At 64.6% G+C, this 26,556-nt stretch carries 28 protein-coding genes and 1 pseudogene; 15 read left to right on the forward strand and 14 right to left on the reverse strand.

Annotated features, from left to right (window positions below):
• Window positions 1–259: 259 nt before the first annotated feature.
• From hemA to EO136_RS13290, 4 genes are all read left to right on the forward strand, one after another.
• Window positions 260–1,540: a 5-aminolevulinate synthase gene (gene hemA / locus EO136_RS13275; RefSeq protein WP_127144893.1), complete on the forward strand. Its 1,281-nt coding sequence runs from the start codon at window positions 260–262 to the stop codon at window positions 1,538–1,540.
• Between the two features lie 24 nt (window positions 1,541–1,564).
• Window positions 1,565–2,386 carry a class D beta-lactamase gene (locus EO136_RS13280; protein ID WP_127144894.1) on the forward strand — a complete coding sequence of 274 codons (822 nt, stop codon included), beginning with the start codon at window positions 1,565–1,567 and terminating at the stop codon, window positions 2,384–2,386.
• Complete coding sequence (locus EO136_RS13285) at window positions 2,383–2,754, forward strand: hypothetical protein (protein ID WP_127144895.1); 372 nt, start codon at window positions 2,383–2,385, stop codon at window positions 2,752–2,754. The genes EO136_RS13280 and EO136_RS13285 overlap by 4 nt, the downstream gene beginning before the upstream one ends.
• A 103-nt stretch (window positions 2,755–2,857) precedes the next feature.
• Window positions 2,858–3,160, forward strand: coding sequence for a hypothetical protein (locus EO136_RS13290; RefSeq protein WP_127144896.1), 303 nt, complete (start codon window positions 2,858–2,860; stop codon window positions 3,158–3,160).
• 137 nt (window positions 3,161–3,297) lie between these two features.
• On the opposite strand, the gene EO136_RS13295 is transcribed toward EO136_RS13290, so the two are convergent.
• The gene (locus EO136_RS13295; RefSeq protein WP_127144897.1) at window positions 3,298–3,933 is read right to left on the reverse strand and encodes a response regulator transcription factor; all 636 of its coding nucleotides are present in this window, start codon (window positions 3,931–3,933) and stop codon (window positions 3,298–3,300) included.
• Window positions 3,934–4,368: 435 nt separating this feature from the next.
• Complete coding sequence (gene mscL / locus EO136_RS13300; RefSeq protein ID WP_127144898.1) at window positions 4,369–4,809, reverse strand: large conductance mechanosensitive channel protein MscL; 441 nt, start codon at window positions 4,807–4,809, stop codon at window positions 4,369–4,371.
• A 145-nt stretch (window positions 4,810–4,954) separates the two neighbouring features.
• Here mscL and EO136_RS13305 point away from each other — a divergent pair, with 145 nt between their 5' ends.
• Window positions 4,955–6,568, forward strand: coding sequence for an ATP-binding response regulator (locus tag EO136_RS13305; RefSeq protein ID WP_127144899.1), 1,614 nt, complete (start codon window positions 4,955–4,957; stop codon window positions 6,566–6,568).
• Window positions 6,569–6,596: 28 nt separating this feature from the next.
• Here the strand turns inward: EO136_RS13305 and EO136_RS13310 are convergent, their stop codons facing one another.
• Together EO136_RS13310 and EO136_RS13315 are read right to left on the reverse strand one after the other, a co-directional pair.
• On the reverse strand, window positions 6,597–7,253 hold the full coding sequence (locus EO136_RS13310; protein ID WP_127144900.1) for a response regulator: 657 nt from the start codon (window positions 7,251–7,253) through the stop codon (window positions 6,597–6,599).
• A 75-nt stretch (window positions 7,254–7,328) separates the two neighbouring features.
• Window positions 7,329–7,775: a MerR family transcriptional regulator gene (locus EO136_RS13315; protein WP_127144901.1), complete on the reverse strand. Its 447-nt coding sequence runs from the start codon at window positions 7,773–7,775 to the stop codon at window positions 7,329–7,331.
• Window positions 7,776–7,999: 224 nt separating this feature from the next.
• Here EO136_RS13315 and EO136_RS13320 point away from each other — a divergent pair, with 224 nt between their 5' ends.
• The 4 genes from EO136_RS13320 to EO136_RS13335 all read left to right on the forward strand — a co-directional run bounded on the left by EO136_RS13320 (window position 8,000) and on the right by EO136_RS13335 (window position 13,692).
• The gene (locus EO136_RS13320; protein ID WP_127144902.1) at window positions 8,000–11,434 is read left to right on the forward strand and encodes a peptidoglycan-binding protein; all 3,435 of its coding nucleotides are present in this window, start codon (window positions 8,000–8,002) and stop codon (window positions 11,432–11,434) included.
• Between the two features lie 95 nt (window positions 11,435–11,529).
• On the forward strand, window positions 11,530–12,462 hold the full coding sequence (locus EO136_RS13325) for a sulfite exporter TauE/SafE family protein (protein ID WP_127144903.1): 933 nt from the start codon (window positions 11,530–11,532) through the stop codon (window positions 12,460–12,462).
• Window positions 12,462–13,226 carry a TIGR02186 family protein gene (locus EO136_RS13330; RefSeq protein WP_127144904.1) on the forward strand — a complete coding sequence of 255 codons (765 nt, stop codon included), beginning with the start codon at window positions 12,462–12,464 and terminating at the stop codon, window positions 13,224–13,226. The genes EO136_RS13325 and EO136_RS13330 overlap by 1 nt, the downstream gene beginning before the upstream one ends.
• A gap of 10 nt (window positions 13,227–13,236) precedes the next feature.
• Entirely contained in the window at window positions 13,237–13,692 is a 456-nt protein-coding gene (locus tag EO136_RS13335) for a DUF3429 domain-containing protein (RefSeq protein WP_164730597.1), read from the forward strand.
• Here EO136_RS13335 and pdeM read toward each other — a convergent pair.
• Window positions 13,682–14,386, reverse strand: a complete 705-nt coding sequence (gene pdeM / locus EO136_RS13340) for a ligase-associated DNA damage response endonuclease PdeM (RefSeq protein ID WP_127144906.1) — start codon at window positions 14,384–14,386, stop codon at window positions 13,682–13,684. The two genes, EO136_RS13335 and pdeM, sit on opposite strands and share 11 nt — an antisense overlap.
• On the reverse strand, window positions 14,383–16,908 hold the full coding sequence (locus EO136_RS13345; protein WP_127144907.1) for a ligase-associated DNA damage response DEXH box helicase: 2,526 nt from the start codon (window positions 16,906–16,908) through the stop codon (window positions 14,383–14,385). The genes pdeM and EO136_RS13345 overlap by 4 nt, the downstream gene beginning before the upstream one ends.
• Window positions 16,909–16,971: 63 nt before the next feature.
• Between EO136_RS13345 and EO136_RS13350 the strand changes: the two genes are divergently transcribed.
• Genes EO136_RS13350 through EO136_RS13360 form a run of 3 tightly spaced genes read left to right on the forward strand, consistent with a single transcriptional unit; the run spans window position 16,972 to window position 19,423 of the window.
• On the forward strand, window positions 16,972–17,277 hold the full coding sequence (locus EO136_RS13350; protein ID WP_246018376.1) for a DUF6460 domain-containing protein: 306 nt from the start codon (window positions 16,972–16,974) through the stop codon (window positions 17,275–17,277).
• Window positions 17,278–17,305: 28 nt separating this feature from the next.
• Window positions 17,306–18,073, forward strand: a complete 768-nt coding sequence (locus EO136_RS13355) for an SDR family NAD(P)-dependent oxidoreductase (RefSeq protein WP_127144908.1) — start codon at window positions 17,306–17,308, stop codon at window positions 18,071–18,073.
• A 9-nt stretch (window positions 18,074–18,082) separates the two neighbouring features.
• Window positions 18,083–19,423 (forward strand): MATE family efflux transporter, encoded by a 1,341-nt coding sequence (locus EO136_RS13360; protein ID WP_164730598.1) that lies wholly within the window; start codon window positions 18,083–18,085, stop codon window positions 19,421–19,423.
• Here EO136_RS13360 and EO136_RS13365 read toward each other — a convergent pair.
• Entirely contained in the window at window positions 19,413–20,510 is a 1,098-nt protein-coding gene (locus tag EO136_RS13365) for a quinone-dependent dihydroorotate dehydrogenase (RefSeq protein ID WP_127144910.1), read from the reverse strand. The two genes, EO136_RS13360 and EO136_RS13365, sit on opposite strands and share 11 nt — an antisense overlap.
• Window positions 20,507–20,854 (reverse strand): DUF952 domain-containing protein, encoded by a 348-nt coding sequence (locus tag EO136_RS13370; protein WP_127144911.1) that lies wholly within the window; start codon window positions 20,852–20,854, stop codon window positions 20,507–20,509. The genes EO136_RS13365 and EO136_RS13370 overlap by 4 nt, the downstream gene beginning before the upstream one ends.
• A 145-nt stretch (window positions 20,855–20,999) precedes the next feature.
• Here EO136_RS13370 and EO136_RS13375 point away from each other — a divergent pair, with 145 nt between their 5' ends.
• Entirely contained in the window at window positions 21,000–21,641 is a 642-nt protein-coding gene (locus EO136_RS13375; protein WP_127144912.1) for a S24 family peptidase, read from the forward strand.
• On the opposite strand, the pseudogene EO136_RS13380 reads toward EO136_RS13375, so the two are convergent.
• Window positions 21,572–22,684: pseudogene (locus EO136_RS13380) on the reverse strand (glycosyltransferase family 2 protein); the annotation flags it as partial. The gene EO136_RS13375 and the pseudogene EO136_RS13380 sit on opposite strands and share 70 nt — an antisense overlap.
• An 86-nt stretch (window positions 22,685–22,770) precedes the next feature.
• Here EO136_RS13380 and EO136_RS13385 point away from each other — a divergent pair.
• Window positions 22,771–23,610 (forward strand): hypothetical protein, encoded by an 840-nt coding sequence (locus EO136_RS13385; RefSeq protein ID WP_127144914.1) that lies wholly within the window; start codon window positions 22,771–22,773, stop codon window positions 23,608–23,610.
• Window positions 23,611–23,614: 4 nt separating this feature from the next.
• On the opposite strand, the gene EO136_RS13390 is transcribed toward EO136_RS13385, so the two are convergent.
• Genes EO136_RS13390 through EO136_RS13400 form a run of 3 tightly spaced genes read right to left on the reverse strand, consistent with a single transcriptional unit; the run spans window position 23,615 to window position 24,664 of the window.
• Window positions 23,615–23,953 carry a hypothetical protein gene (locus tag EO136_RS13390; protein ID WP_127144915.1) on the reverse strand — a complete coding sequence of 113 codons (339 nt, stop codon included), beginning with the start codon at window positions 23,951–23,953 and terminating at the stop codon, window positions 23,615–23,617.
• Window positions 23,934–24,377: a Panacea domain-containing protein gene (locus tag EO136_RS13395; RefSeq protein WP_127144916.1), complete on the reverse strand. Its 444-nt coding sequence runs from the start codon at window positions 24,375–24,377 to the stop codon at window positions 23,934–23,936. The genes EO136_RS13390 and EO136_RS13395 overlap by 20 nt, the downstream gene beginning before the upstream one ends.
• 59 nt (window positions 24,378–24,436) lie before the next feature.
• Complete coding sequence (locus tag EO136_RS13400; RefSeq protein WP_127144917.1) at window positions 24,437–24,664, reverse strand: DUF6471 domain-containing protein; 228 nt, start codon at window positions 24,662–24,664, stop codon at window positions 24,437–24,439.
• Between the two features lie 104 nt (window positions 24,665–24,768).
• On the opposite strand from EO136_RS13400, the gene EO136_RS13405 reads away from it, so the two are divergent.
• Window positions 24,769–25,725, forward strand: a complete 957-nt coding sequence (locus tag EO136_RS13405) for an IS1595 family transposase (RefSeq protein ID WP_127144918.1) — start codon at window positions 24,769–24,771, stop codon at window positions 25,723–25,725.
• A 9-nt stretch (window positions 25,726–25,734) separates the two neighbouring features.
• On the opposite strand, the gene EO136_RS13410 is transcribed toward EO136_RS13405, so the two are convergent.
• Entirely contained in the window at window positions 25,735–26,274 is a 540-nt protein-coding gene (locus tag EO136_RS13410) for a GNAT family N-acetyltransferase (protein ID WP_164730599.1), read from the reverse strand.
• A 5-nt stretch (window positions 26,275–26,279) separates the two neighbouring features.
• Window positions 26,280–26,471, reverse strand: coding sequence for a hypothetical protein (locus EO136_RS13415; RefSeq protein WP_127144920.1), 192 nt, complete (start codon window positions 26,469–26,471; stop codon window positions 26,280–26,282).
• Between the last annotated feature and the right edge of the window lie 85 nt (window positions 26,472–26,556).

A 26,556-nucleotide genomic window follows, 5' to 3' on the forward strand; every position in this document is an offset into this window, starting at 1 on the left:
ACCAGCGTCATTGCGTCGCTCTGGAACTCGATGCCGATCGGCGCTAAATAACGCGCGTGCAGGGACTTGCCCGGATGCCAGCCGTCACTTAGCCTTGAGGGCAGCTCCGGCGCGACATGTGTTCTGGATCAATTGACCGCGCGCGCGTGCGCGGTAGGAGAAAGCGGCACGCCAGAGGCGACTTCGGCGGCGCATATGGACGATACTAAGGCGGACCGGAGGACCCGTTCCTCAAGCTTCCGCTCAAGGAGCTGGCCTCATGGACTATCGCGGCATCTTCGAGGATGCGATCGACGCCCTTCGCGTGGAAAAGCGCTATCGCGTCTTTGCCGATCTCGAGCGCAAGGCGGGCGATTTCCCGCGCGCCGTATTCCGCGACAGCTCCGACAATGCCCGCGAGATCACCATATGGTGCTCGAACGACTATCTGGGCATGGGCCAGCATCCGGTCGTGATCGAAGCCATGCAGCAGACCGCCGGCCGGCTCGGCGCGGGCGCCGGGGGCACCCGCAACATTTCGGGCACCAACCGCCCACTTGTGGAACTCGAACGCTCGCTGGCCGATCTGCACCGCAAGGAAGCCGCGCTTGTCTTCACGTCGGGGTTCGTCTCCAACGAGGCGACGATTTCGACCGTGGCCCGGCTGATCCCCGATTGCCTCATTTTGTCGGACCAGCTCAACCACGCCTCGATGATCGCCGGCGTGCGCCAGTCGGGCATGGAAAAGAAGATTTTCCGGCACAACGATCTCAAGCATTTGCGCGAGCTGCTGTCGGCAGCCGGCAAGCAGCGCCCCAAGATGATCGTCTTTGAATCGGTCTATTCTATGGATGGCGACGTCGCCCCGGTCGCCGCGATCGCCGATCTGGCCGAGGAGTTCAACGCGCTCACCTATATCGACGAAGTGCACGCGGTCGGCATGTACGGTCCGCGCGGCGGCGGAATCTGCGAGCGCGACGGCCTGATGGACCGGATCGATATCATAGAGGGCACTCTCGCCAAGGGCTTTGGCACAATGGGGGGCTACATCACCGCCAACGCCGCGATCGTGGACGCCGTGCGCTCCTATGCACCCGAGTTCATCTTCACCACCGCCCTGCCCCCAGCCCTCTGCGCGGCGGCGCGCGCGTCGATCGAGCACCTCAAGGGCTCAATCAGCGAGCGGCAGGCCCATCAGCGCCAGGCAGCGCGCACCAAGCGCGTGCTCGCCGAAGCGGGGTTGCCGGTCATGCCCACCGAAACCCATATCGTGCCGCTGATCGTGGGCGATGCGCGCCTGTGCAAGGCGGCATCGGACATGCTGATGGACCGCCACAACATCTATATCCAGCCCATCAACTATCCCACGGTGCCCAAGGGCACCGAGCGGTTGCGCATCACCCCCACGCCCTACCACACCGACGACATGGTGGCCGAACTCTGCGATGCGCTGATCTCGGTCTGGCAGGTTCTCGACCTGCCGCGCGATTTCGACATGTCGCGCCTGCTCGAGAACAAGCTGATCGCGGGCGATCTCACCCTGCCCACGGTCGGCGGATAAAGATCAGCCCCCGGGGGGCGCGCCATGATGCGTGCAGTGCTCCTGTTGATCCTGGCCATCACCTGCGCAAACGCTGCGCGGGCGGAGACGCTTTGCACGCTGGTTACCGATGCACGCACAGGTGCGGTGGTGATCGAGGAGGGCGCCTGCGCCATGCGGGTCACCCCCGCGTCCACCTTCAAGGTGCCGCTCGCGGTGATGGGGTTCGATTCGGGCGTTCTCTCCAGCCCCGACGCTCCGGCTCTCTCCCCGCGCCCCGGCGATCCCGACTGGGGCGGCGCGCCGTGGCGGGCGGAAGCCGACCCCGCGCACTGGATGGCCCATTCGGTGGTCTGGTATTCGCGCCGCATTGCCGAAGCGCTCGGCGCCGAACGGCTGAGCGGACATGCCCTGGCCTACGGCTTTGGCAATGGCGATTTTTCCGGAGATCGAGGCGAGGATAACGGGCTCGATCGTGCCTGGATCGCCTCCTCGCTGCTCGTGTCGCCAAAAGAGCAGGCCGCCTTTCTCCACGCGCTTCTCGGACGCGCACTGCCCGCCAGTGCCGAGGCCCATGCCCACACCGTCTCGATCATCACCCGGCACCCCCAGGCCGAAGGCTGGACGCTTGCGGGCAAGACCGGCTCGGCCTACCCGCGGCGGGCCGACACGAGCTTTGACCGCGATCATGGCTGGGGCTGGTATGCGGGCTGGGCAGAACAGGACGGCGCGCCGCGCTATATCGTGGTCCGCCTCGCACAGGCTGCCGGCGCCGGACTTCCCTCGGGCGGCCAGCATGTGCGCGATACCGTCTTTGCAGACTGGCCCGCCATCGCGGCCCGGCTGGCGGGTGGTGGCGCTCAATGAGCCCGCACATCGCCGCCGCGATACGCCTGCACCTGCGCGCATGGGTCGTCCTGCTGGTTCTGCTTGCCGGGGTCGGCACCGCGTTGGCCTCGGGCTATCCCCAGGGCATCGGCGGCCCGGCCGGTGCGCCGTCGCTGACCACGGTCCATGATCGGCCCGATGCTGTGCTCCCCGACCATGGCGGATCCATCGGCACGCGGATGGTGGCCATTGGCCCGGACGATACCGACGCGCCGCCTGCCACGCTTTCCAGCGCCACCCACTCGCCCCTCCCGGCCACGCGCCGGACCGGCGACCATGTCCCGCCTGCGCTCGCGGGCGCGGCAGCTGAGCCCGGGCTCTGGGCCCGCGCACCCCCCGCTTCCTGATCGGCGCCGGCGTGGACCGGCTTCACCCTCTCAGCATTTATAGCCCCTTGGCCGCCCGCCAGAGCGCGGGGCGCGCGTGCGGGCACCGATCAGGACTTGCATCATGGACGAACAGGACGTTCCCCTCTGGACCGCTTTCCGGTCCTATCTTCGTACACCCCGGTTTACGCCCGAAGACAAGAAACCGCCGGTGAAGGCCACATTGTGCGCCCTGCCGGTTGCAAGCTTTCTCAGCATCAACGTCTGGGTGCTCGCCTTCGCCTTCGCCGCGGTGATCTTCACCGGCCTGCACATGCCAGATATCCTGGGCTGGGCGCTGGGCCTGATCTTCGCAGTGCCCTGCGCGGCCATGACCTGGGCGATCTTTATCCGATGCATCGAAGTCGAGGCCAGCGTCGCCAACTGACCACCGCCCGTTGCCGCTGCCCGATATCGATCAGGCAGCGGCGCGGCTTCGGGCAGCTTGCCCGTCCGTGGCCAGAACCTGTGGCTCGGGACTGCAGGAACTGATCCTGTTCTGATTGGATCAGAACAGGATATGCTCTAGCTCGTCAGGACGATCCGGATCAGATCGGCGGTGTTGCGCGCGCCCAGCTTTTCCATGACCCGCGCCCGATGCACTTCGATGGTGCGTGGGGAGATGCCCAGTTCGCGCCCCGCTTCCTTGTTTGATTGACCATTGGTGATCAGTTGCAGGACCTCGCGCTCGCGCGGGGTCAATTGCTGGAAGCCGCGGATCTCGACTTCCCGCTGGCCGTGAACGGCGGCGCTGACATGGACATCCCTTTTGAGGGTATCGCGCACCGCCTGAAGACAGCGCTCCTTGTCGACGGGTTTGACGAACACGTCGGCCGCGCCCTGGCGCATGGCCGCGACGGTGAGATCGACATTGTGGCTGTCGGCGATCATGAACACGGCGATGCCGGCGCGCAGATCCTTGATCCGCTCGAGCAGGGGCAGCATGGACTCTCCATGCACCCGGAAATTGAGAATGACCACGTCCGGGCGCCGTGCCTCGAACGAGTCGAGCAGGGGCGTTACCGCATGCGCCGTGCGCACCTGAAACCCGTCGAGCCGAAAAACCGCGGCCAGCGCGTCGCCGATGGCAGGATCGGACTCAAGGATGTGGATCATCCGATCCCGATTGAGAAAGGCTCTGTAATAAACGTCTGTGCTCATATGCTCCCTCCAGGCTGTATCGGGACAACGATACGGTCGTAGCCCCTCCCCCGTGCCCGAAAGCTATGCGCAGTCGTGCTGCCCGGCAGGCACTGGTGGCCTCGGGCCCATCCGCCCCGCCGCAAGCTTCGGGCACAGCTCCGCCCCGCGCGCGCCAGCAGGCGCCCGTATTCCGGGGGTTGGCTTGTGAATGTCCAGAACTGCGCCGCTCTCGAAAGACTCACACACGCAGTCTGCACCCGGCAGACGATCCTGCCGATCAGTAGGAGTCCCACAAAGGAAACTACTGACTAGGACGATAATCCTAGATTACGAAGCGATGCAAGCGTTTTGTCGGAGCCTACGTATTCGGGCTGATGTATCGCTGACCGACACAAACGAAATCCCGCCGACGGCGCCCCGTCGGCGGGTAGGTAAATTCCCGTAAAACTGGCTTCAGCGCGTCTTGAGAAGGTCCCGGATTTCGGTCAGCAGAACCTCTTCGCGCGGGGGTGCGGGGATTTCCTTGGCCGCCTCGGGTTTGGCTGCCTCCTGGCGCCTCAAGGTATTTATTCCTTTCACCAGCAGGAACAGCGCGAAGGCGACGATGGTGAACTGGATGATCGCGTTGAGGAACAGGCCCACATTGAGCGTGGCGGCACCCGCTTCCTGGGCCTCGAGCAGGGTGGTCACCGGCGTGTCCGAAGGGTTGGACAGGACGATGAAGAGATTGGCGAAGTCGATGCCGCCGATCATCAGCCCGAGTATGGGCGTGAACACATCATTGACCAGAGAGGAAACGATGGTGCCGAACGCGCCACCGATCACGATCCCGACCGCCATATCCACCATGTTGCCGCGAACGGCGAACTCTTTGAATTCCTTCAAGAACGACATCTTGCTCTCCAGCTTGTCCCATCCCGGCCGCACGGTGGACCGGTAGCCAAGGCTAGGGCTGGGACGGGACATTGTCCATTGGGATTACTTGACTTGACCGGCCCCGGGCGCGACCTAACGGGAGCAACACCAGGGACGGATCGGAATGGACGAGCCTTCGGCGCATTGGACGGACAGGCTGGACGCGAGCGTGCGCGACGCGGTCGATCACCTGCCCTATGGCATGGCCCTGTTCGATCCCGCGCTCCGGCTGGTGGTGGGCAATGCCACCTATCGCAAGGGGCTGGCCCTGCCCGAGCGCCTGATGGCCTCGGGCACCAGCCTTGATGATATTCTCCTGTTCATCGCCCGGCGCGGCGATCTGGGGCCCGGCACGGCCGAGGTTCTCGCCCAGCAGCGCAAACGGCTGATCACCAGCCAGTCGCGCACCCTCACCCGGCGCCTTTCGGTGATGGGCAGCCATCTCGAAATCCACACCAGCCGAGGCCCCGACGAGGGGCTTGTGATCAGCTTTTCCGACATCACCGACCGCATCCGGGCCGAAAGCGCGCTCGCCCAGATCAACCATACGCTCGAGGAACGCGTGGCGGACCGCACGCGGGCGCTGACTCTGGTCAATGCCGAACTGGAAAAGGCGCGCGCCAAGGCCGACGCGGCCAATCACGAAAAGACCCGGTTTCTCGCCGCCGCCAGCCACGACCTTCTGCAGCCGCTCAATGCCGCGCGGCTCTATACCTCCACCCTGCAGGAGCGCGCGCGCGGCACCTCGATGGCCGAGCTGGCCACGGCGATCGACGCCTCGCTCAATGCGGTCGAGGAGATCATGTCCACCCTGCTCGACATCTCGCGCATGGACAGCGGCGGGCTCAAGGTCTCGTTCGCCCGGTTCAATGTCATGGACCTGTTGCGCAAGATCGATATCGAGTTCCAGCCGCTGGCGCGCGAAAAGGATATCGAGCTCCGGGTGGTGGGCGCCTCGTTCATCGTGCGCTCGGATCGCATGCTGCTCGCACGGGTGGTCCAGAACCTCGTTTCCAACGCCATAAAGTACACGCGCCCGGGTGGACGCGTGCTGGTGGGCTGCCGCAGACGCGGCAAGGAGGTCCGACTCGATGTGCTCGACACGGGCATCGGCATCGACCGGCACCAGCACCAGCTGATCTTCGCCGAGTTCTCGCGCCTCGAACAGGGGGCCCGAATCGCCCAGGGGCTGGGTCTGGGGCTCTCGATCGTCCAGCGCATTCTCAAGGCCATCGATCACCCGCTCGAAATCGAGAGCGTGGTGGGGCGCGGATCGCGCTTCTCGCTGACCATGCCGCTGATCGGGCGGGCCGAGGAACCCGTCGCCGGTCCGGCCACCGCCCCTGCGCAGACCCTGGCCCAGTTCACGGGGCTGAACGTCCTTTGCATCGACAACGAGCGCTCCATTCTCGATGCCATGGCCGGCCTGCTCGAGAACTGGGGCTGCGAGGTGCGGGTCGCCGTCTCGCTCAAGGAAATCTCGCAGGCCTCCATGCTCGAGGGCTGGGTGCCCGATCTGGTGCTGATGGATTATCACCTCGACCAGACCTCCGGGCTCGATGCCATCGAATGGCTCAAGCAGATCGTGGGCGGGCATCTGCCGGCGATCCTGGTCACGGCCGACCGCACCCAGGCGGTCCGTCAGCTCGCCGAGGCGCGCGGGACCGCCGTTCTGAGCAAGCCGGTCAAACCCGGGGCCCTGCGGGCGCTGATCGCCCAGACCACCAGGCGGAATTGACGCGCAGCGGTTCGATGAGGGTTGACGCTCAGCTCGCGTCCACGAGCTGGGAGAACTGGCCCTGCTCGATCTTGGAGGCCGCGATCACGGCCTGGGTCCTGCTGTCCACGCCCAGCTTCTGGAGAATGGCCGAGACGTGGGCCTTGACGGTTGCCTCGGAAATGTCGAGGGCGTAGGCGATCTGCTTGTTCATCAGCCCGTCCGACAGCATCATGAGCACGCGGATCTGCTGAGGGGTCAAGGTCGCGAGCCGCTCGAGAACCGCGGACTGATCGTCCTCGGCACCGGGCGTCATGCCCTCGGGGATCCAGCGCCCGCCCTCGAGCACGGTCTCGATCGCCGCGCGGATCCGGTCCACGGGCTCCGATTTCGAGAGATAGCCCGAAGCGCCGAGCTCGAGGCAGCGGCTGATCACGAGGGTATCCTCGACCGCCGAAACGATCATGACCGGCACTTCGGGGAACTGGGCGCGCAACAGCAGCAGGCCCGAAAAACCGCGCACGCCGGGCATGTTGAGATCCAGGAGTACCAGATCACAGTCCCGGTCCGCTTCGAGCGCGGCGGTCAGGCCCTCGATCTCCCCGGCTTCGCCAACGGTATAGCCGGCCGCGCCGGTCTCGAGGATCTGACGCAGGGCCGAGCGGAACAACGGATGGTCGTCCACGATGATGATGCGGTGGGTCATGCCCGGAAAAGCCTGTTCTGGCGCCGTTATGTGGCGTTTAGACCATTGACCGTGTCCAGACAAGGCACAGCCCGCTCAGATCTTGTCTCCCTGTCCGTCCGGATCCTGCGGCTCGGCCAGCATGCCCTCGATGATCTGCTCGACCCGCGCCAGTTCGTTGAGCGAGGTCTCGATGGCCGCCCGGCGCTGCTGGAGCAGGTGGCGCTGGTGATGCACCTTGTCGAGCGCGCGCCTGAGATGGTCGTACGAGCCGTCCCGCAGATCGTAGGTATCGAGGAATTCCTGGATCTCGCGCAGGGTCAGGCCCACCTGCTTGCCATCGAGAATGATGCGCAGCCGCCGCCGGTCGCGATTGGTGTAAAGGCGCCGGTTGCCCACCCGGCGCGGCTTGAGCATGCCCTTGTCTTCGTAAAAGCGAAGCGTGCGATGCGTTATGGAAAAGGCCTCGGCGAGTTCGGCAATGGTGTAGATGGCAGGTCCTTCGCCCCGGGGGGGCGGACGGTCCTTGCGGGAGGTGGTCATGGTCCAATATTCGTCATCGCAATTGAATGGTCCCCAAAACACCACGCCACGCCAGCCCGCGCAAGCGCCTCGGCAGGTTCGCGTTTTCGCTCTTTTGCCATGGGCAGAGGATGTTTGGCGAAGGTTAACGCGATATTTACCATAACTTTACAACAGTCGAGAGAGGCGATTCCCTCCTAGGACGGCGCGATCCGCGTGTCGTCGACGCCTTTTTGGGACCTGACATGGCGCGTACAAATCCACATCACGACTGGGACGAGCCCGTGCGCCGCCGCACGCCCGAGCGCGCGCCGGCGAATGCGGAGTGGGACAGCCTGCGCAACGAACTCGTCGCGCTGCTCGATCATGTGGAAGACCAGATGCGTCCGCCCCAGCCCGCGCCGGCGCCCCGGGCACGCGCCTCCTATCCCGAGCCGGCAACCGAACGCCCTGCCGATCGCCAGAGCCAGGCCCTGCGCTCAGTGCAGCGCGCGGTCGAGCGCATGACGGATCGCTCCGAGACCCGGACCGCCCCCGCGTCGAGCGAGGACCACGTGGCCCGCGCCATTTCCCAGATTCGCGCACGCCGGGCACAGAGTGCGTCCGCGCCCAAACCCGCTCCTGCCGCTTCGCCTGCCCCTGCCGCCCCGCGCACAAACGACGAGTTGGAAGGCTTCGCACGGCGCCTGGAGTCGCTCGGCCAGCGCATCGAGCGCTTCGAGGCTTCGATCGGCGCCCGGTTCGACACGCTGGAAAACCGCGAGGACATCGCCGCACAGGTCGGTCAGCTCAGCGAAGTGATTGAGCTTCTGGCGGGTGCGGTTGGAGAAACCGGGCAGGTCAAGCGCATCGAAGGCCAGATCGAACGGCTGGCCCAGACCATTCTCGAGACCTCGGGCCAGACCGATACGCTCACCCCTGAGCGGATCGAGGAGATGACCGTCGCGATCGAGCGGCTCGCCGCCGAACAGGAAGGCCAGGCAGGACGCACCCATGACGCCATGGTCCGGGCAACCGACCGGCAGGATCAGGCGCTGGTCCTGATCGAGAAGGGCGTGCGCAGCATCTATGACCGGCTCGACGCCATCGAAGCCTCGGGCGATGCGCCGCTCCATAGCCTCGAGGCCATGAGCCGGGACATCGCCAGCCTCGTGATGATGATCGAGGACCGCACCGACCTCGGCACGCTGGTCGAGCGCATGGACACGCTCAATGCGCGCATGGCCTCCATGGAAGAGACACAGGACGGCACCGCTCAGCAGCTCGAGCGCTCGATCGGCTCGCTGCGCGGCGCCGTGCAACAGGCGCTCGATCCACGCTTTGATGCGCTCGAGGATCGCCTGGGGGCCCTGGGTTCGCAGATCGAGCATGCAGCCGCCGCACCGGAACTCGTCGAGGGCATGGCCGGGGTCGAATCCCAGTTGCGCCATCTGGCGCAGCGGATCGAGGAATCAGGCCGCCAGATCGCCGATCTCGCCGCCGCGCGACAGGCCGAAGCCCAGGCCGACGAACCGTTCGACCTCGACAGGCTGGCCGACCTCATCGCAGCGCGCACCGCCCCCAGCGCCCCCGAGACGCCAGCAGAGGGAATCGAGAAATCCGACCTCGCCGCCGTCGAAGAGCGGCTTTCGGGCCTGATCTCGGCGCGTGCCTCGGCCCAGCAGTCGGGCGAACGGCTGGACGGAGTGCGCGACAGCATCGCTCAGGTCGACAGCCGTCTGGCCCGGCTCGAATCGATGCTCAACGGCAGCGACACGCCTGAGAGGATGATCGCCGTGCCGGCACAGGACGCCGCGCCGATGGCCGCGCCCTATCCGCCGCGCCGCAAACCGCGCGACGCCATGCCCGCGGATCCCGTCTCGGGCGAGCCCGCGGCGGCGCCGTTTGGGCCCGAGGCACCAGATAGGGCCGCCCGCACGCCCCAGTTCAAGATCGATCCCTCGCTGATCGAGCGTCCCTCCAAGCCCGAACCGAGCTTCGCGCAGGAACCGGCCAGGGATGGGGCCAAGGCCCGCGCGTCGCGGCCCGAACCCGCCAAGGCCGCGATTGCTGCAAACCCGGCTCCGGCACCCGCATCGGCGCCCGAGGTGGAACGCCGGCAGGAGGCCAGCCGGTCGAGCTTCATCGAAGCGGCGCGGCGGTCTGCGCGTCATCCTGCAGGAGACGACGCGGCAGCGCCTCAATCGCTGATCGCCAAGGCCATGGCCCGCTTCCAGCGTGCCGAACAGGAACTCGATGACGCGGAACCGGCGGCCGAGCCCGCCCGGACCCCGTCGCCGCAGCCCGAGCGCCGGGACGACCCCGTGGCCTCGCGCCCCGAGCCCGGCATGGCCGCCTTCGCCAGCCAGCACAAGCACGAGGACTATACCACCCAGGAGACCGAGGTGGCCTCCGGGCCCGGGTTCCTCGCCCGGAACCGCCGGCCGCTCCTGCTCGGCACGGCCCTGATCATCGCGATCGCTCTTGGCGCGCACCTTTTGATCAACCGCACGCCGAGCCCGCAGGCCCTTGCTCCCGCGTCCGCCGGGACTGAGAGCGCGCCGGCCGAGCCCGCGCCCGCGCCCTCCGAGCCCGCAGAGCAGAATGCGCCCGAAACGAGCGTGATCGAGCCCGCCGATGCGCCATCCGATGGCGGCAGCAATCTGATGTCGAGCGTGCCCATGACTGATCAGCCGCCGCGGCTGGCCTCGGGCAATCTCGACAGCGCGACGATCCTCGGCGCCCAGACGATCGATCCGGTCCAGACCGCATCGCTGGGCCCCGCAACGATTCGCGAGATCGGACGCAGCCAGACCCCGGCGCCCCAGACCAGCGCCACGCTGCCCAGCATCGAGGTGCCAGAGGGCGTCCAGCCAGAAGCGCTGCGCACGGCAGCCGAAGCAGGCGACCGCTTCGCCCAGTTCGAGGTAGGCGCGATCCTCACCGAGGGCCTCGCGGTCACCCAGGACCTCGCCGCCGCGGCTGCCTGGTACGAGCGCTCGGCGGCCCAGGGCTTCGCCCCCGCCCAATATCGGCTCGGCAATCTCTACGAGAGCGGCCAGGGCGTGGACCGCGATCTCGAGCAGGCGCGCCTATGGTACCAACGCGCTGCCGAGGCAGGCAACCGCATGTCCATGCACAATCTGGCCTCGCTCCATGCGGGCGGCGAGCTCGAAGGCCAGGATTTCGAGGCTGCGGCCTACTGGTTCGAGCAGGCCGCCGCACGCGGGCTCACAGACAGCCAGTTCAATCTGGGAATGCTCCATGCGCGCGGCCTGGGGGTCGAGCAGGACTTCGAGGACTCCTATGTCTGGTTCTCTCTTGCAGCCCGCTCAGACGATGCGGACGCGGCAAATGCACGCGAGGACGTGGTGCGGTCGCTCGATGCGGACACCCTGCAGCGGCTCAATGCCGAAGTGGAGGGCTGGACGCCGGCGCAGATCGACATGGCCGCCAATTTCGCGCCGATCGGAACATGGGATCCCGATTTCGAGTCCGGCGAGGCGATCGCGAACTCCGAAGTGGTTTTGCGTGTTCAGCAATTGCTGGGCAAACTCGGCTATGATGTGGGCGTGCCCGATGGCGTCTTCGGACCGCGCACCGGCGAGGCGATCGCCGCGTTCGAGCGTGAAACCGGCATGACCGAAAGCGGAGAAGTCAATCCGCGCCTCCTGGCCGTTCTGGGCAGCCAGCCTGTTTAAGCGCTTGCCCGAGGAGCCGGCGATTCTGTAAGCAAGCCTTGCCCCGGGACGGCGCAGCCGCCCCGCGCGCCAGCCCTATCGATTGGTCCCCGGCCGTGCAGATCTATTTGCCCATTGCTGAGATGTCGGTGAGCCTGTTCTTTCTCGTGGGAATCGGCGGGGCGATCGGCTTTCTGTCCGGCCTGTTCGGGGTCGGGGGCGGTTTCCTGCTCACGCCACTGCTGATCTTTTCGGGCGTGCCAGCCCCCGTGGCCGTGGCATCGGTCACCGGCCAGGTGGTCGCGGCATCCACCTCGGGGGCGCTTTCGTACTGGCGCCGGGGTGGGATCGATCTCAAGCTCGCGCTCTATCTCGTCATCGGCGGGTCGTTCGGCGCGGTGCTGGGAGTGTGGATATTCCAGGCCCTTAGGGCGCTGGGCCAGCTCGACCTCGCCATTTCTCTCGGCTATCTGATTTTTTTAGGGTCCATCGGCACGCTGATGCTGATCGAGGCAGTGCGCTCGCTGATCCGCTCGCGCAAGGGCGCGACCCCGCCGCGCAAGCTGCCCGGCCAGCACAACTGGGTGCACGGCCTGCCCCTCCGGGTGCGGTTCAAGCGCTCAAAACTCTACATCTCGGTGCTGCCGGTGATGTTCATCGGTTTCGTGATCGGAATCATCGGCTCTCTGCTCGGAATCGGGGGCGGCTTCATCCTCGTGCCTGCGCTCGTCTATCTGTTGCGCATTCCCGGCTCGGTGGTCATCGGCACCTCGCTGCTTCATGTGCTCGCGATCATGGCCGTGACCTGCGTGCTGCACGCGGTGCAGAACCAGAGCGTGGATATCCTTTTGGCGTTCTGCCTGATGGTGGGCAGCGTGGTGGGCGCCCAGTTCGGCGCATCGGCCGGTCAGTATCTGCGCGGCGACCAGTTGCGCGCGCTTCTGGCGCTCATCGTTCTGGGGGTGGCGATCCGGTTCGCCATGTCGCTGTTCCTGACGCCGGACGACCCGTTCTCGATGGCGGTGCTGAGCTTCGGGGAGACAGCGTGATGGTAGCCCGTCTTGTGCTCATCCTCGCTCTTTTGGCGCTGCATGCGGGCCCCGCACGCGCGCAGGGGCTGATCTTCGGGACCTCGGACCCCACGATCTGGATTCATTCGAGCTTTACCGGCGAAACCATCACCCTGTTCGGCAATGTGGAACCGGACGTCGAGGGCACCGCGCCCGAGGGCCCGTTCGACATCCTCGTTGTGATCCGCGGCCCGGTGTCGGACCGCGTGATCCGGCGCCAGTCCCGCCAGTTCGGGATCATGCTCAATGCAGATTCTTCGCTCTATACGGGCCTGCCCGGTTTCTACCGGGTCATCTCCAGCCGCCCTATCGAAACCATCATCGATCCCGAAGAGCTCGCCGAGCGCATGCTGATGCCCGAGCGCCAGATCGAGCTGGCCTCCCAGAGTACCAGCAACGCAGGCGACATCGAGACCTTCAACGCCGAACTCCTGCGCCTGCTCTCGGACGCCAATCTCTACCGGTCCGACGAACGCGGGATCACCTTCCTGTCCCCCACCTTTTTTGCCACGCGGGTGGTCCTGCCCGCCAATGTGCCCAATGGCAGCTTTCTGGCGCAGACCTTCGTGATCAAGGATCGCGACATCGTGACATCGCGCAGCCAGCGCTTCTTTGTACAAAAGACCGGGTTCGAGCGCTTCACCGGCGAAATGGCGCGCAGCCAGCCGTTGCTCTATGGTCTGGCGACAGTCCTTCTGGCCCTGGTCACCGGCTGGCTGGGCGGGGTGCTGTTCAGGCGATAGGAGCGCTCAGATGCTGCGGGCTATGGGAAGTTTCTCGACCATAACGGGGCTGGCCGCGCTCGGCGGCCTCCTCCCCTTCCTTGCCGGTCTGGCGCTGGCACTCTTTCCCGATCTTTCACCCATCGACCGCGTGATCTACGAGCGGGCCATGCTCGGCTATGGCGCGGCGATCCTGTCGTTTCTCGGCGGCGTGCGCTGGGGGATCAGGCTGGGCGGTGGCGCGGGCTCCGAGCTCACCTATATCGCGGGTATCCTTGGCTCGGCGCTGGGGTTCTTCACCCTTCTTATGCCCCTGCCCATCGGCCTTGCCATGCTGATCGCGGGCTTTGCGCTTCACGGGTTCTGGGACATCTGGTCGGGCTACCGCGGCGCTCTGCCCGCCGATTACGCCCGGCTGCGCGCGATCATGACCGGGATTGTCTGCGCCGTCCTTGCCGCCATCCTCGTGGTCGAGATCATCCGTTGACCAGCCGGTTGGCGCCGACCGGATAGACCTGGTCGCGCCCGATCACCATCACCTTGCGGCTCGCGCGATCAAACAGGCCCGCAAAGGCGGGCGAGAGAATGTTGAGGCTTCCCGTCGAGGCCCCATAGGCCGGCAGGACCATCAGATTGTCGTCCCAGACAAAGCACGGCCGGCGCGTCGCCTTGCCGTTCATCGCCACCCGCGCGGCAGGGTGCAGGTGCCCGGCAACGTGCCCGTCGGCCCCGGCCCGGGGCTCGTGACGGAAGGAGAGCGTCTCGATCCCGATTTCCGCGCAGCATGTGCCGCCCAGCCGGTGGGGCTTTGGATCGTGATTGCCTGCGATCCATGTCCAGCGGACCCGGCGCGCCAGGCTCTCGAGATGGCGCACATCGCGCTCGGTCAGCATGGCGAGCGATTCGTCGCGATGGAAGCTGTCGCCCAGCGAGAGCACCGCGCGCGCACCGGTCACCTCCAGATCGCGTTCGAGCGCATGAAGCGTCGTGGTGGTGTCATAGGGGGGGAGCAACTGGCCGGCCCGGGCAAAGCTCGCGAACTTGCCCAGATGCAGATCGGCGACGATCAGCGTCTCCCGGCTTGGCCAGTAGAGCGCGCCCGAAATCAGCGGCAGGAAGCTCTGCCCGCGAAAGGTGAACACCAGGCTGTGGCCGGGGTGGGGCGCCGTCGTCGCGCTCATCGATCGGGTCCTTCCCTGGTTCCGGCCATGGCTTCGGCAATCAGGTCCTCGGCCGCTTCGCGCAGCACCGCTTCGCGCGCGTCCCCAAAGATCGGCTCCTTGCCGATGTCGAGCATCACAGGTACCGCAAGCGGCGAGATTCGGTCCAGTCGCTTGTGGATGATGTGGCGGCGGATGCGCCTCAGGCATTCCCCGAGCCGGGCGATGTCGAGCAGCCCGCGCGCCGCGTCGCGCCGGGTGGCTTCGATCAGGATGTGGTCGGGCTCGTGGCGGTAGAGCACGTCATAGACGATGTCGGAACTCATGGTCATCTGCCGGCCGGTTTTCTCCTTGCCCGGATGGCGGCGCTCGATCAGGCCCGAGATGATCGCGCAATTGCGGAAGGTCCGGCGCATGAGCGCGGATTCGTCCAGCCAGGTTTCGAGATCGTCGCCCAGCATGTCCTCGTCGAACAGCTGGTCGAGCGAGAGTCGGTCGGTCGCAATCAGCGCGGAGAGGTCGGTCCCGCACCAGATGGCGAGGGAATAATCCGACGCGACGAACCCCAGCGGCTGGGCGCGCTCGCGCTCGAGCCTGCGGGTGAGCAGCATGCCCAGAGTCTGGTGCGCCAGCCGACCCTCGAAGGGATAGCACACGAGGTAATGCTTGTCGGCCCGCGGGAAGGTCTCGACCAGAAGGCTGTCGCGCCGGGGCAGTACCGAGGCGTGACGCTGGAGCTCGAGCCATTCGCGTACCTGGGCGGGCAGCGCGTCCCAGCTCGCCGGCTCGGCGATCAGCCCGCGGACCCGGTCGGCGAGATAGGTCGAGAGCGGGAACCGCCCGCCCATATAGGAGGGGATCTTGGGATTGTCCGAGAAAGCCCGGCTCACATAAGCCTCGGTTTCCACTACGCCTTCGAAGGCGACGATCTCGCCGCCGAACATGAAGGTATCCCCGCGCACGAGCTGGTCGATGAAATATTCCTCGATCTCGCCCAGAAAGCGCCCGCCCCGCCCGATCGGCCCGGTGGTCGCGCCTTTCTTTACCCCCCGCGCCCGGACCAGCCGCACCTTGAGCATGGGCTCCTCGACGATGGTGCCGATATTGAGCCGGTATTGCTGGGCGATGCCCGGATTGGCGATGCGCCAATGGCCCTCGGGGGTGCGGCGCAGCTTGGCGAACCGCTCATAGGCGCGCAGCGCGTAGCCTCCGGTGGCCACGAAATCGAGCACCCGATCGAACTTGTCTCGGTCCAGATCGCGATAGGGCCATGCGGAGGTGATTTCGGCGAACGTCGCGTCGGCATCGAGCGGGGCGGCGCAGGCCAGCCCCAGAAGATGCTGGGCGAGCACGTCCAGCCCGCCGGGCAGCGGGGTCTCGCTGTCCTGGGCGCCTTCGGCCACCGCCTCGAGCGCGGCTTCGCATTCGAGCACCTCGAAGCGGTTGGCCGGAACGAACATGGCCCGCGAGGGATCGTCCAGCCTGTGGTTGGCCCGTCCGATGCGCTGGAGCATGCGCGAGGCGCCCTTGGGCGCCCCGACCTGGACCACCATGTCCACATCGCCCCAGTCGATGCCAAGATCGAGCGTCGAGGTGCAGACCACCGCCCGCAGGCGGCCCGCGACCATGGCACTTTCCACCTTGCGGCGCTGCTCGACCGAGAGCGAACCGTGATGGAGCGCAATGGCAAGGCTCTCCTCGTTGATCGCCCACAGGTTCTGGAACAGCATTTCGGCCTGGCTGCGGGTGTTGACGAACAAAAGCGTCGTCCCGTTCGCCTTGATGGTCTCGTAGAGATCGGGCACCGCATAGGCCGCAGAATGGCCCGCCCAGGGCACCCGCTCGCGGCTGGCAAGGATCGAGAGCTCGGGCCTGGCGCCCCCCGGGGCGTTGAGCAGCACCGTCTCGCGTTCGCCCATCGGGGCGGCGATCCAGTCGCGCAGGATCTCCGGGCTCGCGACCGTCGCCGAAAGCGCGGTGATACGCACGTCGGGCGCAAGCCGCGCCAGCCGGGCCAGCCCCAGCGAGAGCAGGTCGCCGCGCTTGGAGGTGACGAGCGCGTGCAACTCGTCGAGCACGATCCGGCGCAGATTGGCAAACAGATGCGCGCTGTCGGTGTGGCTGAGCAGCAGCGCAAGCTGCTCGGGCGTGGTCATCAGGATATGGGGCGGATCGGTCCGCTGGCGCTGGCGCCGCGAGGAGGGCGTGTCGCCGGTCCGGGTTTCCACCTTGATCCTGAGCCCCATTTCGGCAATCGGATCGGAGAGATTGCGCGCCACGTCGACCGCCAGGGCCTTGAGCGGCGAAATGTAAAGGGTGTGCAGCCCCTCATGAGGGGTCTCGATCAGATCGACCAGCGAGGGCAGGAACCCCGCGAGGGTCTTGCCCGCACCGGTGGGCGCGATCAGCAGCACCGAGCGGCCCATGCGGTCGGCGTCGAGCACGTCGCGCTGATGGGCGCGCACCTGCCACCCGCGCGCGCCGAACCAGTCTGAGACCGGCGTGGGAAGCGCCGTCACGCCCGCGCCCTGCGGGCTGGCCATGGAACGCTAGGATGTGGCATAGCATTGGGCACGGGGCGCGGAATCGCTGCGAAAGGAAACGTCATGCCTGACACTATCGACAACCGTGAGCCAAGGGAAAGAGGCAGCACCATGCGCGCGTTTCTGGGCGGCTCACCCGGCGGAGTGGCGGTCAGGCTGATCGTCATGAGCCTGCTCGTCGGCTTCCTGATGTCGATTTTCGGAATAAGCCCGCGCGACATTGTCGCTTCCGCCGAGAGGCTGTTCCGCGACATCTTCGAGAACGGCTTTGAAGTGTTCGATAACCTGTTTGGCTATGTTCTGGCCGGCGCGATCATCGTCATTCCCATCTGGCTGGTGGCGCGCATCCTCGCCTCCGGCCGCCGCTGATTTCCTCAAGACCACCGGACTGGACTCAATGGCACCTGTCATCTTCATCACCGGCGCGACATCCGGCTTTGGCGCGGCCACCGCACGACTGTTCGCCTCCAATGGCTGGAACGTGGTGGCGACGGGCCGGCGGACCGAACGGCTCGAAAAGCTCGCCGCCGAATTTCCCGGACAGGTGCATCCCGTGACCATGGACCTCACCGTCCGCGAGAGCATCGAGGCCGCCGTCGCCGGACTTCCCGAGGCGTTCCGGCCCATAACCTGCCTTTTCAACAATGGCGGGCTGGCGCTAGGAACCGGTGCGATCCCCGAGATCGACACCGACCAGTGGCGCACCATGATCGAGACCAATGTCATGGGGCTTTTGCACACCACGCTCGCGGTGCTGCCGCTGCTGCGCGAGGTGGGCAAGGGCGCCTCGATCATCAATGTGGGCTCGATCGCCCAGCGCTTCGCCTATGTGGGGGGCAATGTCTATGGCGGCACCAAGGCCTTCGTGCACCAGTTCTCCATGAATTTGCGCACCGATCTCGCCGGCACGGGCATCCGCATCACCTCGCTCGAGCCGGGCCACGCGAAATCCGAGTTCACCGCCGTGCGCACGGGCGGGGATTTCGAGGCCAATGAGACCATGTATGCGGACAACGACCCGCTCCTGCCCGAGGACATCGCGGGCACGGTCTGGTGGCTTGCGACCCTTCCGGCCCATGTGAACGTGAATCTGATCGAGATCATGCCGGTCTGTCAGGTGCCCTCGCGCCCGGTCGTTCTCAAGCGCGACGCGTTCGAGGGGTAGATATCCGCCTTGGACCGGCCCCAGCACCCCTTCACCGTGGGCCACAGGGACGTGTGGGCCATCGCGGTGCCCGCATCGCTCGCCTTCATCACCGAACCGCTCGCCGGGCTGATCGATACCGCGGTCATCGGCCAGCTCGGTGACGCGGGGCTTTTGGGCGGGCTGGCGCTGGGCGCGGTCTCGTTCTCGGTGCTCTTTGCGCTTTCCTTCTTCCTGCGGTTCGGCACCGTGGGGCTGGTGTCCCAGGCCGTGGGCGCGCGCGATCCGGACGAGGGACTGCTCCATCTCGTGCGTGCCCTTCTCGTGGCCGTCATACTCGGGGTGCTTCTCGTGGCGCTCTCAGGGCCGCTGCACGCCTTCTTTTCGCTGGTGCTCGCCCCGCCCCCGGCGTCGCGAGCCGCGTTTACCGACTATTTTCTGGTCCGCATGTGGTCGACCCCGTTCGTTCTCATCAATTTCGTTCTGCTGGGCTGGTTTTACGGCCGGGCCCGCGCCCTTGTCGGCATGGCGCTCCAGATCATCATCAATGCGATCAACATCGCCCTGAGCATCCTTCTGGTGCTCGTGCTCGACTGGGGCGTTGTGGGCGTGGCGGCGGCGACGGTCGCCGGGCAGGTCGTGGCGTGTCTCGCCGGGCTCTGGCTGGTGCTGCGCCATTATGGCGGGCTGGGGCCGATTCTGGACCGCACCCCTCTTCCCGCGCTTCTGGACGCCAGTGCCCTGGTGCGCATGTTCTCGATCAGCCGGGACCTGATCATCCGGTCGGCGGCGCTCATGAGCGCGTTTGCCTATTTCTCGGCGCAGGGCGCGCGCATGGGCGAGGTCGAACTGGCGGCCAATGCCGTCCTCTTGCAGCTTTTTTCCATTTCGGCGTTCTTTCTGGACGGGCTGGCCACGGCCACCGAGCAATTGTGCGGCCGGGCCGTGGGGGCCAACTGGCGGCCGGCCTTCGAGAAGGCGACCCGGCTTTCGCTGCTCTGGGGGCTGGCGATCGCGGGGGCGTTGAGCGCGGTGCTGATGTCCATGGGCTGGCTGGCCATCGACATCATGACCACCAACCCCGACGTACGCGAAATGGCACGGGTCTATCTGGTCATGGCGGCGCTCACCCCGCTCACGGGCATGCCGGCCTTCGTCTATGACGGGCTGATGATCGGGGCGACGCTCAACGGCACCATGCGCAACGGCATGGTGGTCTCGCTGCTCGTCTATCTCGCCGTCGCGATCATTCTCCAGCCGATCCTCGGGCTCTGGGGCCTGTGGATCGCGCTCCATGTCCTCTTGATCGGGCGGGCGTTCTATTACGCCTGGGCGATCAGGCGGGAACTGCCGCGACTGTTCACGCCCTAGCCCGGCCCTCGGCCCAGTCTGCGCTGCCTATCCCGGTCAGCTCCGCGAGCGATCCCGCCCCGCGGTCGGCAACGGCACGGGCCAGCCCGGCCTTGATCTCACCGACGAGGCCCAGCCCCTTGTAGGTGAGGCCCGAATAGAGCTGGATGACATTGGCGCCCGCTTCGATCTTGGCGAGCGCGGTCTGGGCCGAATCGATCCCGCCGACCCCCACGATGGGGAAATCGGGCCCGAGCCTCTGGCGCATCTGGGCGAGGCGCTGGGTCGAGAGCGCAAAGAGCGGGCGCCCGGACAATCCCCCTGCCTCTTCGGACCCTGCGAGCCCGGCGACCGTATCGCGCGAGAGCGTGGTGTTGGAGACGATCAGCCCGTCGATGCCGCTTTGCGCCACCACCCTTGCGATCGCGTCCATCTGGGCCTCCTCGAGATCGGGTGCGATCTTGAGCAGGATCGGGACCTGGCGGGGCTGGGCGGCCCGCGTCTCGACCAGCGCGCCGAGCAGCCGTTCGAGCGCGGCATCGGTCTGGAGATCGCGCAGGCCGGGGGTGTTGGGCGAGGAGATGTTGGCGGTGAGATAATCGGCCAGCGGGGAGAAAGCGACGACACCCTGCACATAGTCGGCGACGAAATCGGCGCTGTCCTTGTTGGCGCCGATATTGACCCCCAGGACCGTCCCGTCCCTCCGTCCAGCGAGCCGGGCCATGGCCGCCGCATGGCCCTGATTGTTGAACCCGAGCCGATTGATCACGCCCCCCGCCTCGGGGATGCGGAACACCCGCGGCCTGGGGTTTCCGGTCTGGGCCCTCGGGGTGAGCGTACCGACCTCGACGAAGCCGAAGCCGATGCGCCCGAGCGCCTCGGGCACCTGGGCATCCTTGTCAAAGCCTGCGGCCATGCCCAGCGGATTGGACAGGCTGAGCCCGCACAGCGACGTCGCAAGCGCGGCGGGATCGGGTGCGCCCTTCGGCGCCAGCCCCATCGAGAGGGCATTGATCGTGGTACGGTGCGCGGTCTCGGGCTCCATGCGCGAAAGCGCGTCGCGGGCGAGACCGCTGAAGGCCGGCAGATTCAAGAGGCGCGAGATCATCCCATATCCTCCGGAAGTGAGAATTGCCCGTCCGCATCCGCGCCGATGGTGCGTTCCGCGATGACCGCACCCATGGGCATGGGCGCATAAAGGTGCGGGAACAGATCCCCGCCCCGCGCGGGCTCCCAGCGCAGCGCCGTGCCCAGACGCCCGGGATCGACGACGGCGAGTACGAGATCGGACTGGCCGCGATAATGCTTGTCGAGCGTGGGCTTGAGCTGGGCCAGCGTCGAGAAATGGATATAGCCGTCCGCACGGTCCGCTGCGGTGCCCTCGAGCGCTCCGTGTGCACGCGCCCTGTCCCATTCGGTCCGGGTGGCGATCTTGTATATGGGCTCTGCCATCCATGCTCTCCTTGATCGGGTCCGGGTTTAGGACGTGGGCCGGCCTCTGCCAAGCGCGTTCGTCACTTTACAACAGCCCTCGTCCGCACTAGGAGTCTAGGACTTGTTTCCAGAGACGAGACTAATTTCCTGAACGGACGATGTCATGCTTTCGCATCGCGCCATATGGCAGTCAATCGATGCGCTCGCCGAGCGCCATCATTTGTCGGCCTCCGGTCTCGCCAGACTCGCGGGGCTGGACGCCACCGCATTCAACCCATCCAAACGCAAGAGCAAGGACGGGCGGGAGCGCTGGCCCTCCACCGAGTCCATCGCCAAAGTGCTCGAAGCCACTAATGAGAGCTTCGACAGTTTTCTCTCGAATGGCGGGGCCTATTCCCAGCCCGGCGCCGCAACGCCCGGCGCGGCGGTGCCGCTTCTGGGCTTTGCGCAGGCGGGATCGGGCGGCTATTTCGATGCAGCGGGTTTCCCCGTCGGCCAGGGCTGGGACGAAGTCCGCTTTCCCGGGCTGGGGGACGGCAATGCCTATGCGCTCGAGGTGACGGGCGAGTCCATGGAGCCGCTCTACCGGGACGGCGACGTGCTGATCGTGTCGCCCACCGAGCAGCTCCGCCGGGGGGACAGGGTCGTGGTGCGTACCCAGGAGGGCGAGGTCATGGCCAAAATCCTCCACCGGAAGACCGAAAAGCAGATCGAGCTGCGCTCGATCAATCCCGATCACACCCCGCGTCTTTTCAGGCCCTCCGAAATCGACTGGATCGCGCGCATACTCTGGGCCAGCCAGTAGCGCCACGCCGGTCTTCCCGTGCCCGGGTCTGCCGGGCCGAGGGTGAGCCCGAAATGGGCCGTCTTGTCCCAATGGAACGGCCGCACGATCAATTCGAACGCCGCCCGGGCCACCGCCACCCAGCCCATCAGCCAATAGACCGGCATCAGCACCAGCCATGGGGCGAGATCGGACCGGCCCACCCGCGCCAGTCCGATGGCGCTGACGGCCACCGGCCCCATATAGCTGAGCACGAGCGTCACGAGGTGCGCGTAGGTCCAGGCATCGACGATCCCGTCCGAGACGAGGTTGGCGATCATGCGCGCCAGCACCATGACCAGGAATATCCCGTGCATGCCGATCGAGACGAACATTCCGCCTACAAAGATCTGGAAGGCGAGGAAATTGCGCCAGCCGATATCGGCAAGAAACTGCCTTGGCCTGCGGTTGTGGACGATGAAGGTCTGCATCCAGCCCTTCATCCAGCGGGTGCGCTGCTTGAGCCAGGCTTTCTCGCGCTCGGGCGCCTCCTCGACCGTCCATGCGGCAAAACACTCCGTGCGCTTGCCGAACCGGGCCAGCCGCACCCCGAGATCGGCGTCCTCGGTGACGTTGAACCCGTCCCAGCCGCCGACCTCGACGAGCGCTGAACGCCGCAGATGGTTCGAGGTGCCGCCCAGCGGCACGGGAAGTCCGGCGCGGGCCACAGCGGGGAGCAGCACACCGAAATGGCCTGCATACTCGGAGGCAAAAAGCGCGGCTGTCCAGCTTCGGTCGGCGTTGGCGATCAGCAGTTCGGCCTGAAGGCAATCGATATCGGGCCTCTGGGCGAAAAGGCTTGCCGCATTGCGCAATTGCTGGCGATCGGGGACATCCTCGGCATCGAACACCACCACCAGTTCGCCCCGGGCGACCGGCAGCGCGAAATTGAGGGCCTTGGGCTTGGTCAGCGGCGGCCTGCGCGGCACCACCACCAGCGAGAAGCGCGCATCGCCCAACTCGGCTTCCACCGCCTCGATCGTTGCCGGGCTTTCGCTTTCCACCACGAACATCACGTCAAGCTTTTCGGCCGGATAATCGCGGCCTTATGTATCAAACGCACCAAGAGCCCATCGGGCCGTTTACTCCCTGTCGGGAAGGTGAGTGACAAATGGAATGGGTCAGCTATTCTGAGGCGATGGGGGAAACAGATTCATATCTGACGGTCACACTTGATCTCGACGACCCTGTCGAGATCAGTGATTTTGCGGCATTCTTTGCCGGGCTCGGAAGCCAGTTCGATGAGTATCTCGCGACAAACCATCCTGACCTAAAAGGGTCTGCCCAGCTTTATGTTCGTGAGGTTCGGCACGGGTCGATCATTGCTGATCTCGTGCCCGTAATCCGAGATATCATCGGCCTCATGGATGACGTTATCATCGTCAAAGGCTTTACTGACCTGTTCCGCTATAGGCTGGAAACTTGGCGCTCTGGGAAATTTGTTCCCGACGCGACCAAAAGCAACATCAAGCACATGGCGGAGACGATCCGTGCCGTTGGCCACGATAGAGACGGCACGGCCCGCGTTCACCGGATTGTCTACAAAGAGGGTAGATGGGAAAACCATCTAGAGGTTGAGTTTACTGCGCCTCAGGCTCGCGAGGCCCTGAACACGATTGAGGGGCAAAAGCGCGCCCTGGATACTCGAAAAAACGTTGATCACAGCCGCGTTCTGATGACGTTCAAAAGAACCGATATCGAAAATGCTGAGGTCGGCAAGCGGTCTGGCGAACTCGTGGTAATCAACGACATCCAAAGCAAGCCGCTACCGCTTATGTACGGCTCCGAGCTAGCAGAGCAGAGAATTAAAGAGGAAATCCGTGACCATGACAGCGTCTATTACAAAGGCTTTGTAGTGGACGTAAACGTCCAGCAATCATCTGCAGGACGCAACCATGCGTATAGTGTGACGCACGTCCATCAAGTTATTGACCTCCCCTCGGAAGATTAGAAGCCTATTCGCCATTATGGCTCTTTCCAAACCATCCTCCTATTCGATCTAGAATAGGGACAACGCTATTCACACCGCACCGTTCAGCCAACACCACAATGCCAAATAATTGAATTATGCCTATCACGATGGCGCCCGCCCAATTGGCGATGTAGCTGAACACGAATGCATCGAACAGGACGATGCATACAAGAATCCAGATAAAACGCTCTTCCAGATGCTTGTCGCTCTGCCCTTCGGTCCTTCGCTCAAGCTGAGCGAGAGCCCAATCTTTTTTGTCCGGTTCAGCGCCCAGCTTCAACCGCGGGGCCTTAGGCTCCGGGTCAGTCGGTTGATCGGTCATGGTACTCTTGCATAATGAACGGGTCTGGTATCTTGATGCCTCTCTGCTCAGGATCGTAAACCTTATACCATGCCCCCTCCTCCCAGTGGGTCACGGCGATCAACTTGCTAGCACTCATCCCTTGGGTAAGTTCATCAGCTTCTTCTAGGGCGCCCTCATAGGTGGATCCCTTAGGAACTGGCTTTTCCCAGTGGAATACGTTCCTGACTGGCGAGCTGCCGAATGATTTGGCTCGATGATAAAGGTTGGGCTCAACTGGGCCGTAATCCCACGCCTCAAACCCTTCACGTATCAAAGGCGTACCTGTTTCCCCCAGATGGATCATGTGGGCAATGTACAGGACTTTCTGGAGCTCAAGATTCGTGACGTTCCAATCGCGCATTTCGCAGAGAGAACGAGCAGCGGAAAACGAACTAACGGCCATTCGCAATCTCCTTTCCTTGCACTGAATATAATGCCCAGGCGGGCAAAAATCAAGGAATCTCAGTTAGTTACGTCAATCTTGGAAACATCAATCGCTTCAAGGCATTGCAGCAAAAACGCCGCGGTAAACTTACCCCTGCTCAGCTTGTTCCTGATATTGGCCTCTCGCTCGTCTATGCCTAAATCCCCGAGCCTGTCGGCAAGCTGCGCATAGGTCACGCCTTTACGCTTTAGCTCCGCTTTGAGGACGTTCGCCGCTCTGGCTTCCCAGTCGGTCTTTTCTGCCATGTATCACCTGCAATGCATTTTGTATCGCAAATGATGACATACGCCCTTGCCAACGATACGTCAACGTACTATATACGATGCATAGGCATCGGAGATAGTTACAAATGGCACAGCATTTCCTCCTTTCGGCACAGGCCCGCACCCTCTCGCTCCGCGAGATCTACAAGGGCGGCGAGGAAAAGGCTTACGACACGTTCAAGGCAATGCGCTGGGAAGGTGGCGAGCCGGTTTGCCCTAAGTGTGGTTGCTGTGAGGCCTACGAAATCACCACCCGCCGCAAGTTCAAGTGCAAGGCCTGCTATGCCCAGTTCTCGGTTACTTCGGGCACTATCTTTGCCAGCCGCAAAATGGATTTTGTCGACCTGCTGGCCGCTATCTGCATTTTCGTCAACGCAGTGAAGGGCATCAGCGCTTTGCAGCTCAGCCGCGATCTGGACTGCCAGTACAAGACTGCATTCGTGATGGCCCACAAGCTGCGTGAAGCTCTCGCTGCTGAGGTTGAGGACCGCGAACTGCAGGGCGAAGTCGAAATCGACGGTGCTTACTTCGGTGGCCATATCCGCCCTGCCAACTTCGCAGAGGACCGGATCGACCGCCGCCTCGCCAAGCACCAGACCGGCACCCGCCGCGTTGTTATCGCCCTCCGCGAGCGCCAGGGCCGCACCCGCACTTTCGTTGCCATGCACGAGGCCGAGGGCGTCACCATCGCCAAGCGCGTTGTAAGCCGCATGGCAACCACCGTCTTTGCCGACGAGGGCTCGCACTGGGATCACCTGCACGATGGCTGGATTGTCGGGCGCATCAACCATAGCGAAGCATATTCAGCCGATGGCGCAAACACGAACGCGGTTGAAAGCTACTTTTCGCGCCTCCGCCGCATGGTCACCGGCCAGCACCATGGCGTATCGCCCAAGTACCTGCACCAGTACAGCGCCCATGCCGCATGGCTTGAGGATCACCGCCGCCGCGACAATGGCGCAAACGCAATGGCGGTTGTCACCAACGCAATGGCACACCCGGTTAGCCGCGCATGGAAGGGGTACTGGCAGCGGGCCGCTTGATTTACGCAGTCAACCTGCGGCGCCATTTACCTCTAGCTTGTGGAGGTCAAGGAACATCACCGGCTCCGATCTGGCCAGATTGTCTTGTGTGTCGATGGCCGTAAAGCCGCAACGCTCATAAAATCCAATCGAGAGCCTTTTCGCGTCTACAACCACGAACCTGCATCCAATCGCTGGGCAGATGGTATCCTTCGCTATGCCGATGGCAAGCCGCACTAGCGTCCGCCCCAATTCCATCCCTCGCAACTCGGAATCTACCGCCAGCCGGGCAATCTTTATCGCTGGATAGTGCTTGTAATTGAAACCATCCACGAGTTCTTCGTCGCCATCCTTTATCGCGACTTCGCCTGCGACCAGGGTGATGTAGGCTCTAACTTTCCCATCATCTTGCGGCGTATATACGCCGTATGTCCGCGCTAGGCTCTGTTCGTGGTGACGCCTCGCCTCTTTCTTCAAATAGGCTTTCAGCGGAGCGAACTCTGGGTGCCCAAGAGAAAGCCCAGTGACGCGGTCACTGGGCTCGATATGCCGTATAACAACTTCACCCAACAGCGCTACTCAGCGGGCTGGATGCTGAACGTTAGTTTGCCGCCAGAGTCTTTAAGCCGCCTCGCCAACTCAACCCCTCTTTTGGCGCTTTCGTGCGCCGCAGCTTTCGGCCGACCATATGTCACCTGAGCTTCAAATTTTTTGGCGTCTTTTTCAGTGAGGGTTACACGGCCAAACGCATGTGACTTAATAGCCATTGGCAACCTCCTTTGAGTGGGTATGATGCTGAACGGCTGGCTAGCCGGTTAGTTCACAAAATAGCAGTTGACTCCCCGGGGATCA

The sequence above is a fragment of the Pelagibacterium montanilacus genome (assembly GCF_003992665.1).
GTDB lineage: Bacteria > Pseudomonadota > Alphaproteobacteria > Rhizobiales > Devosiaceae > Pelagibacterium > Pelagibacterium montanilacus.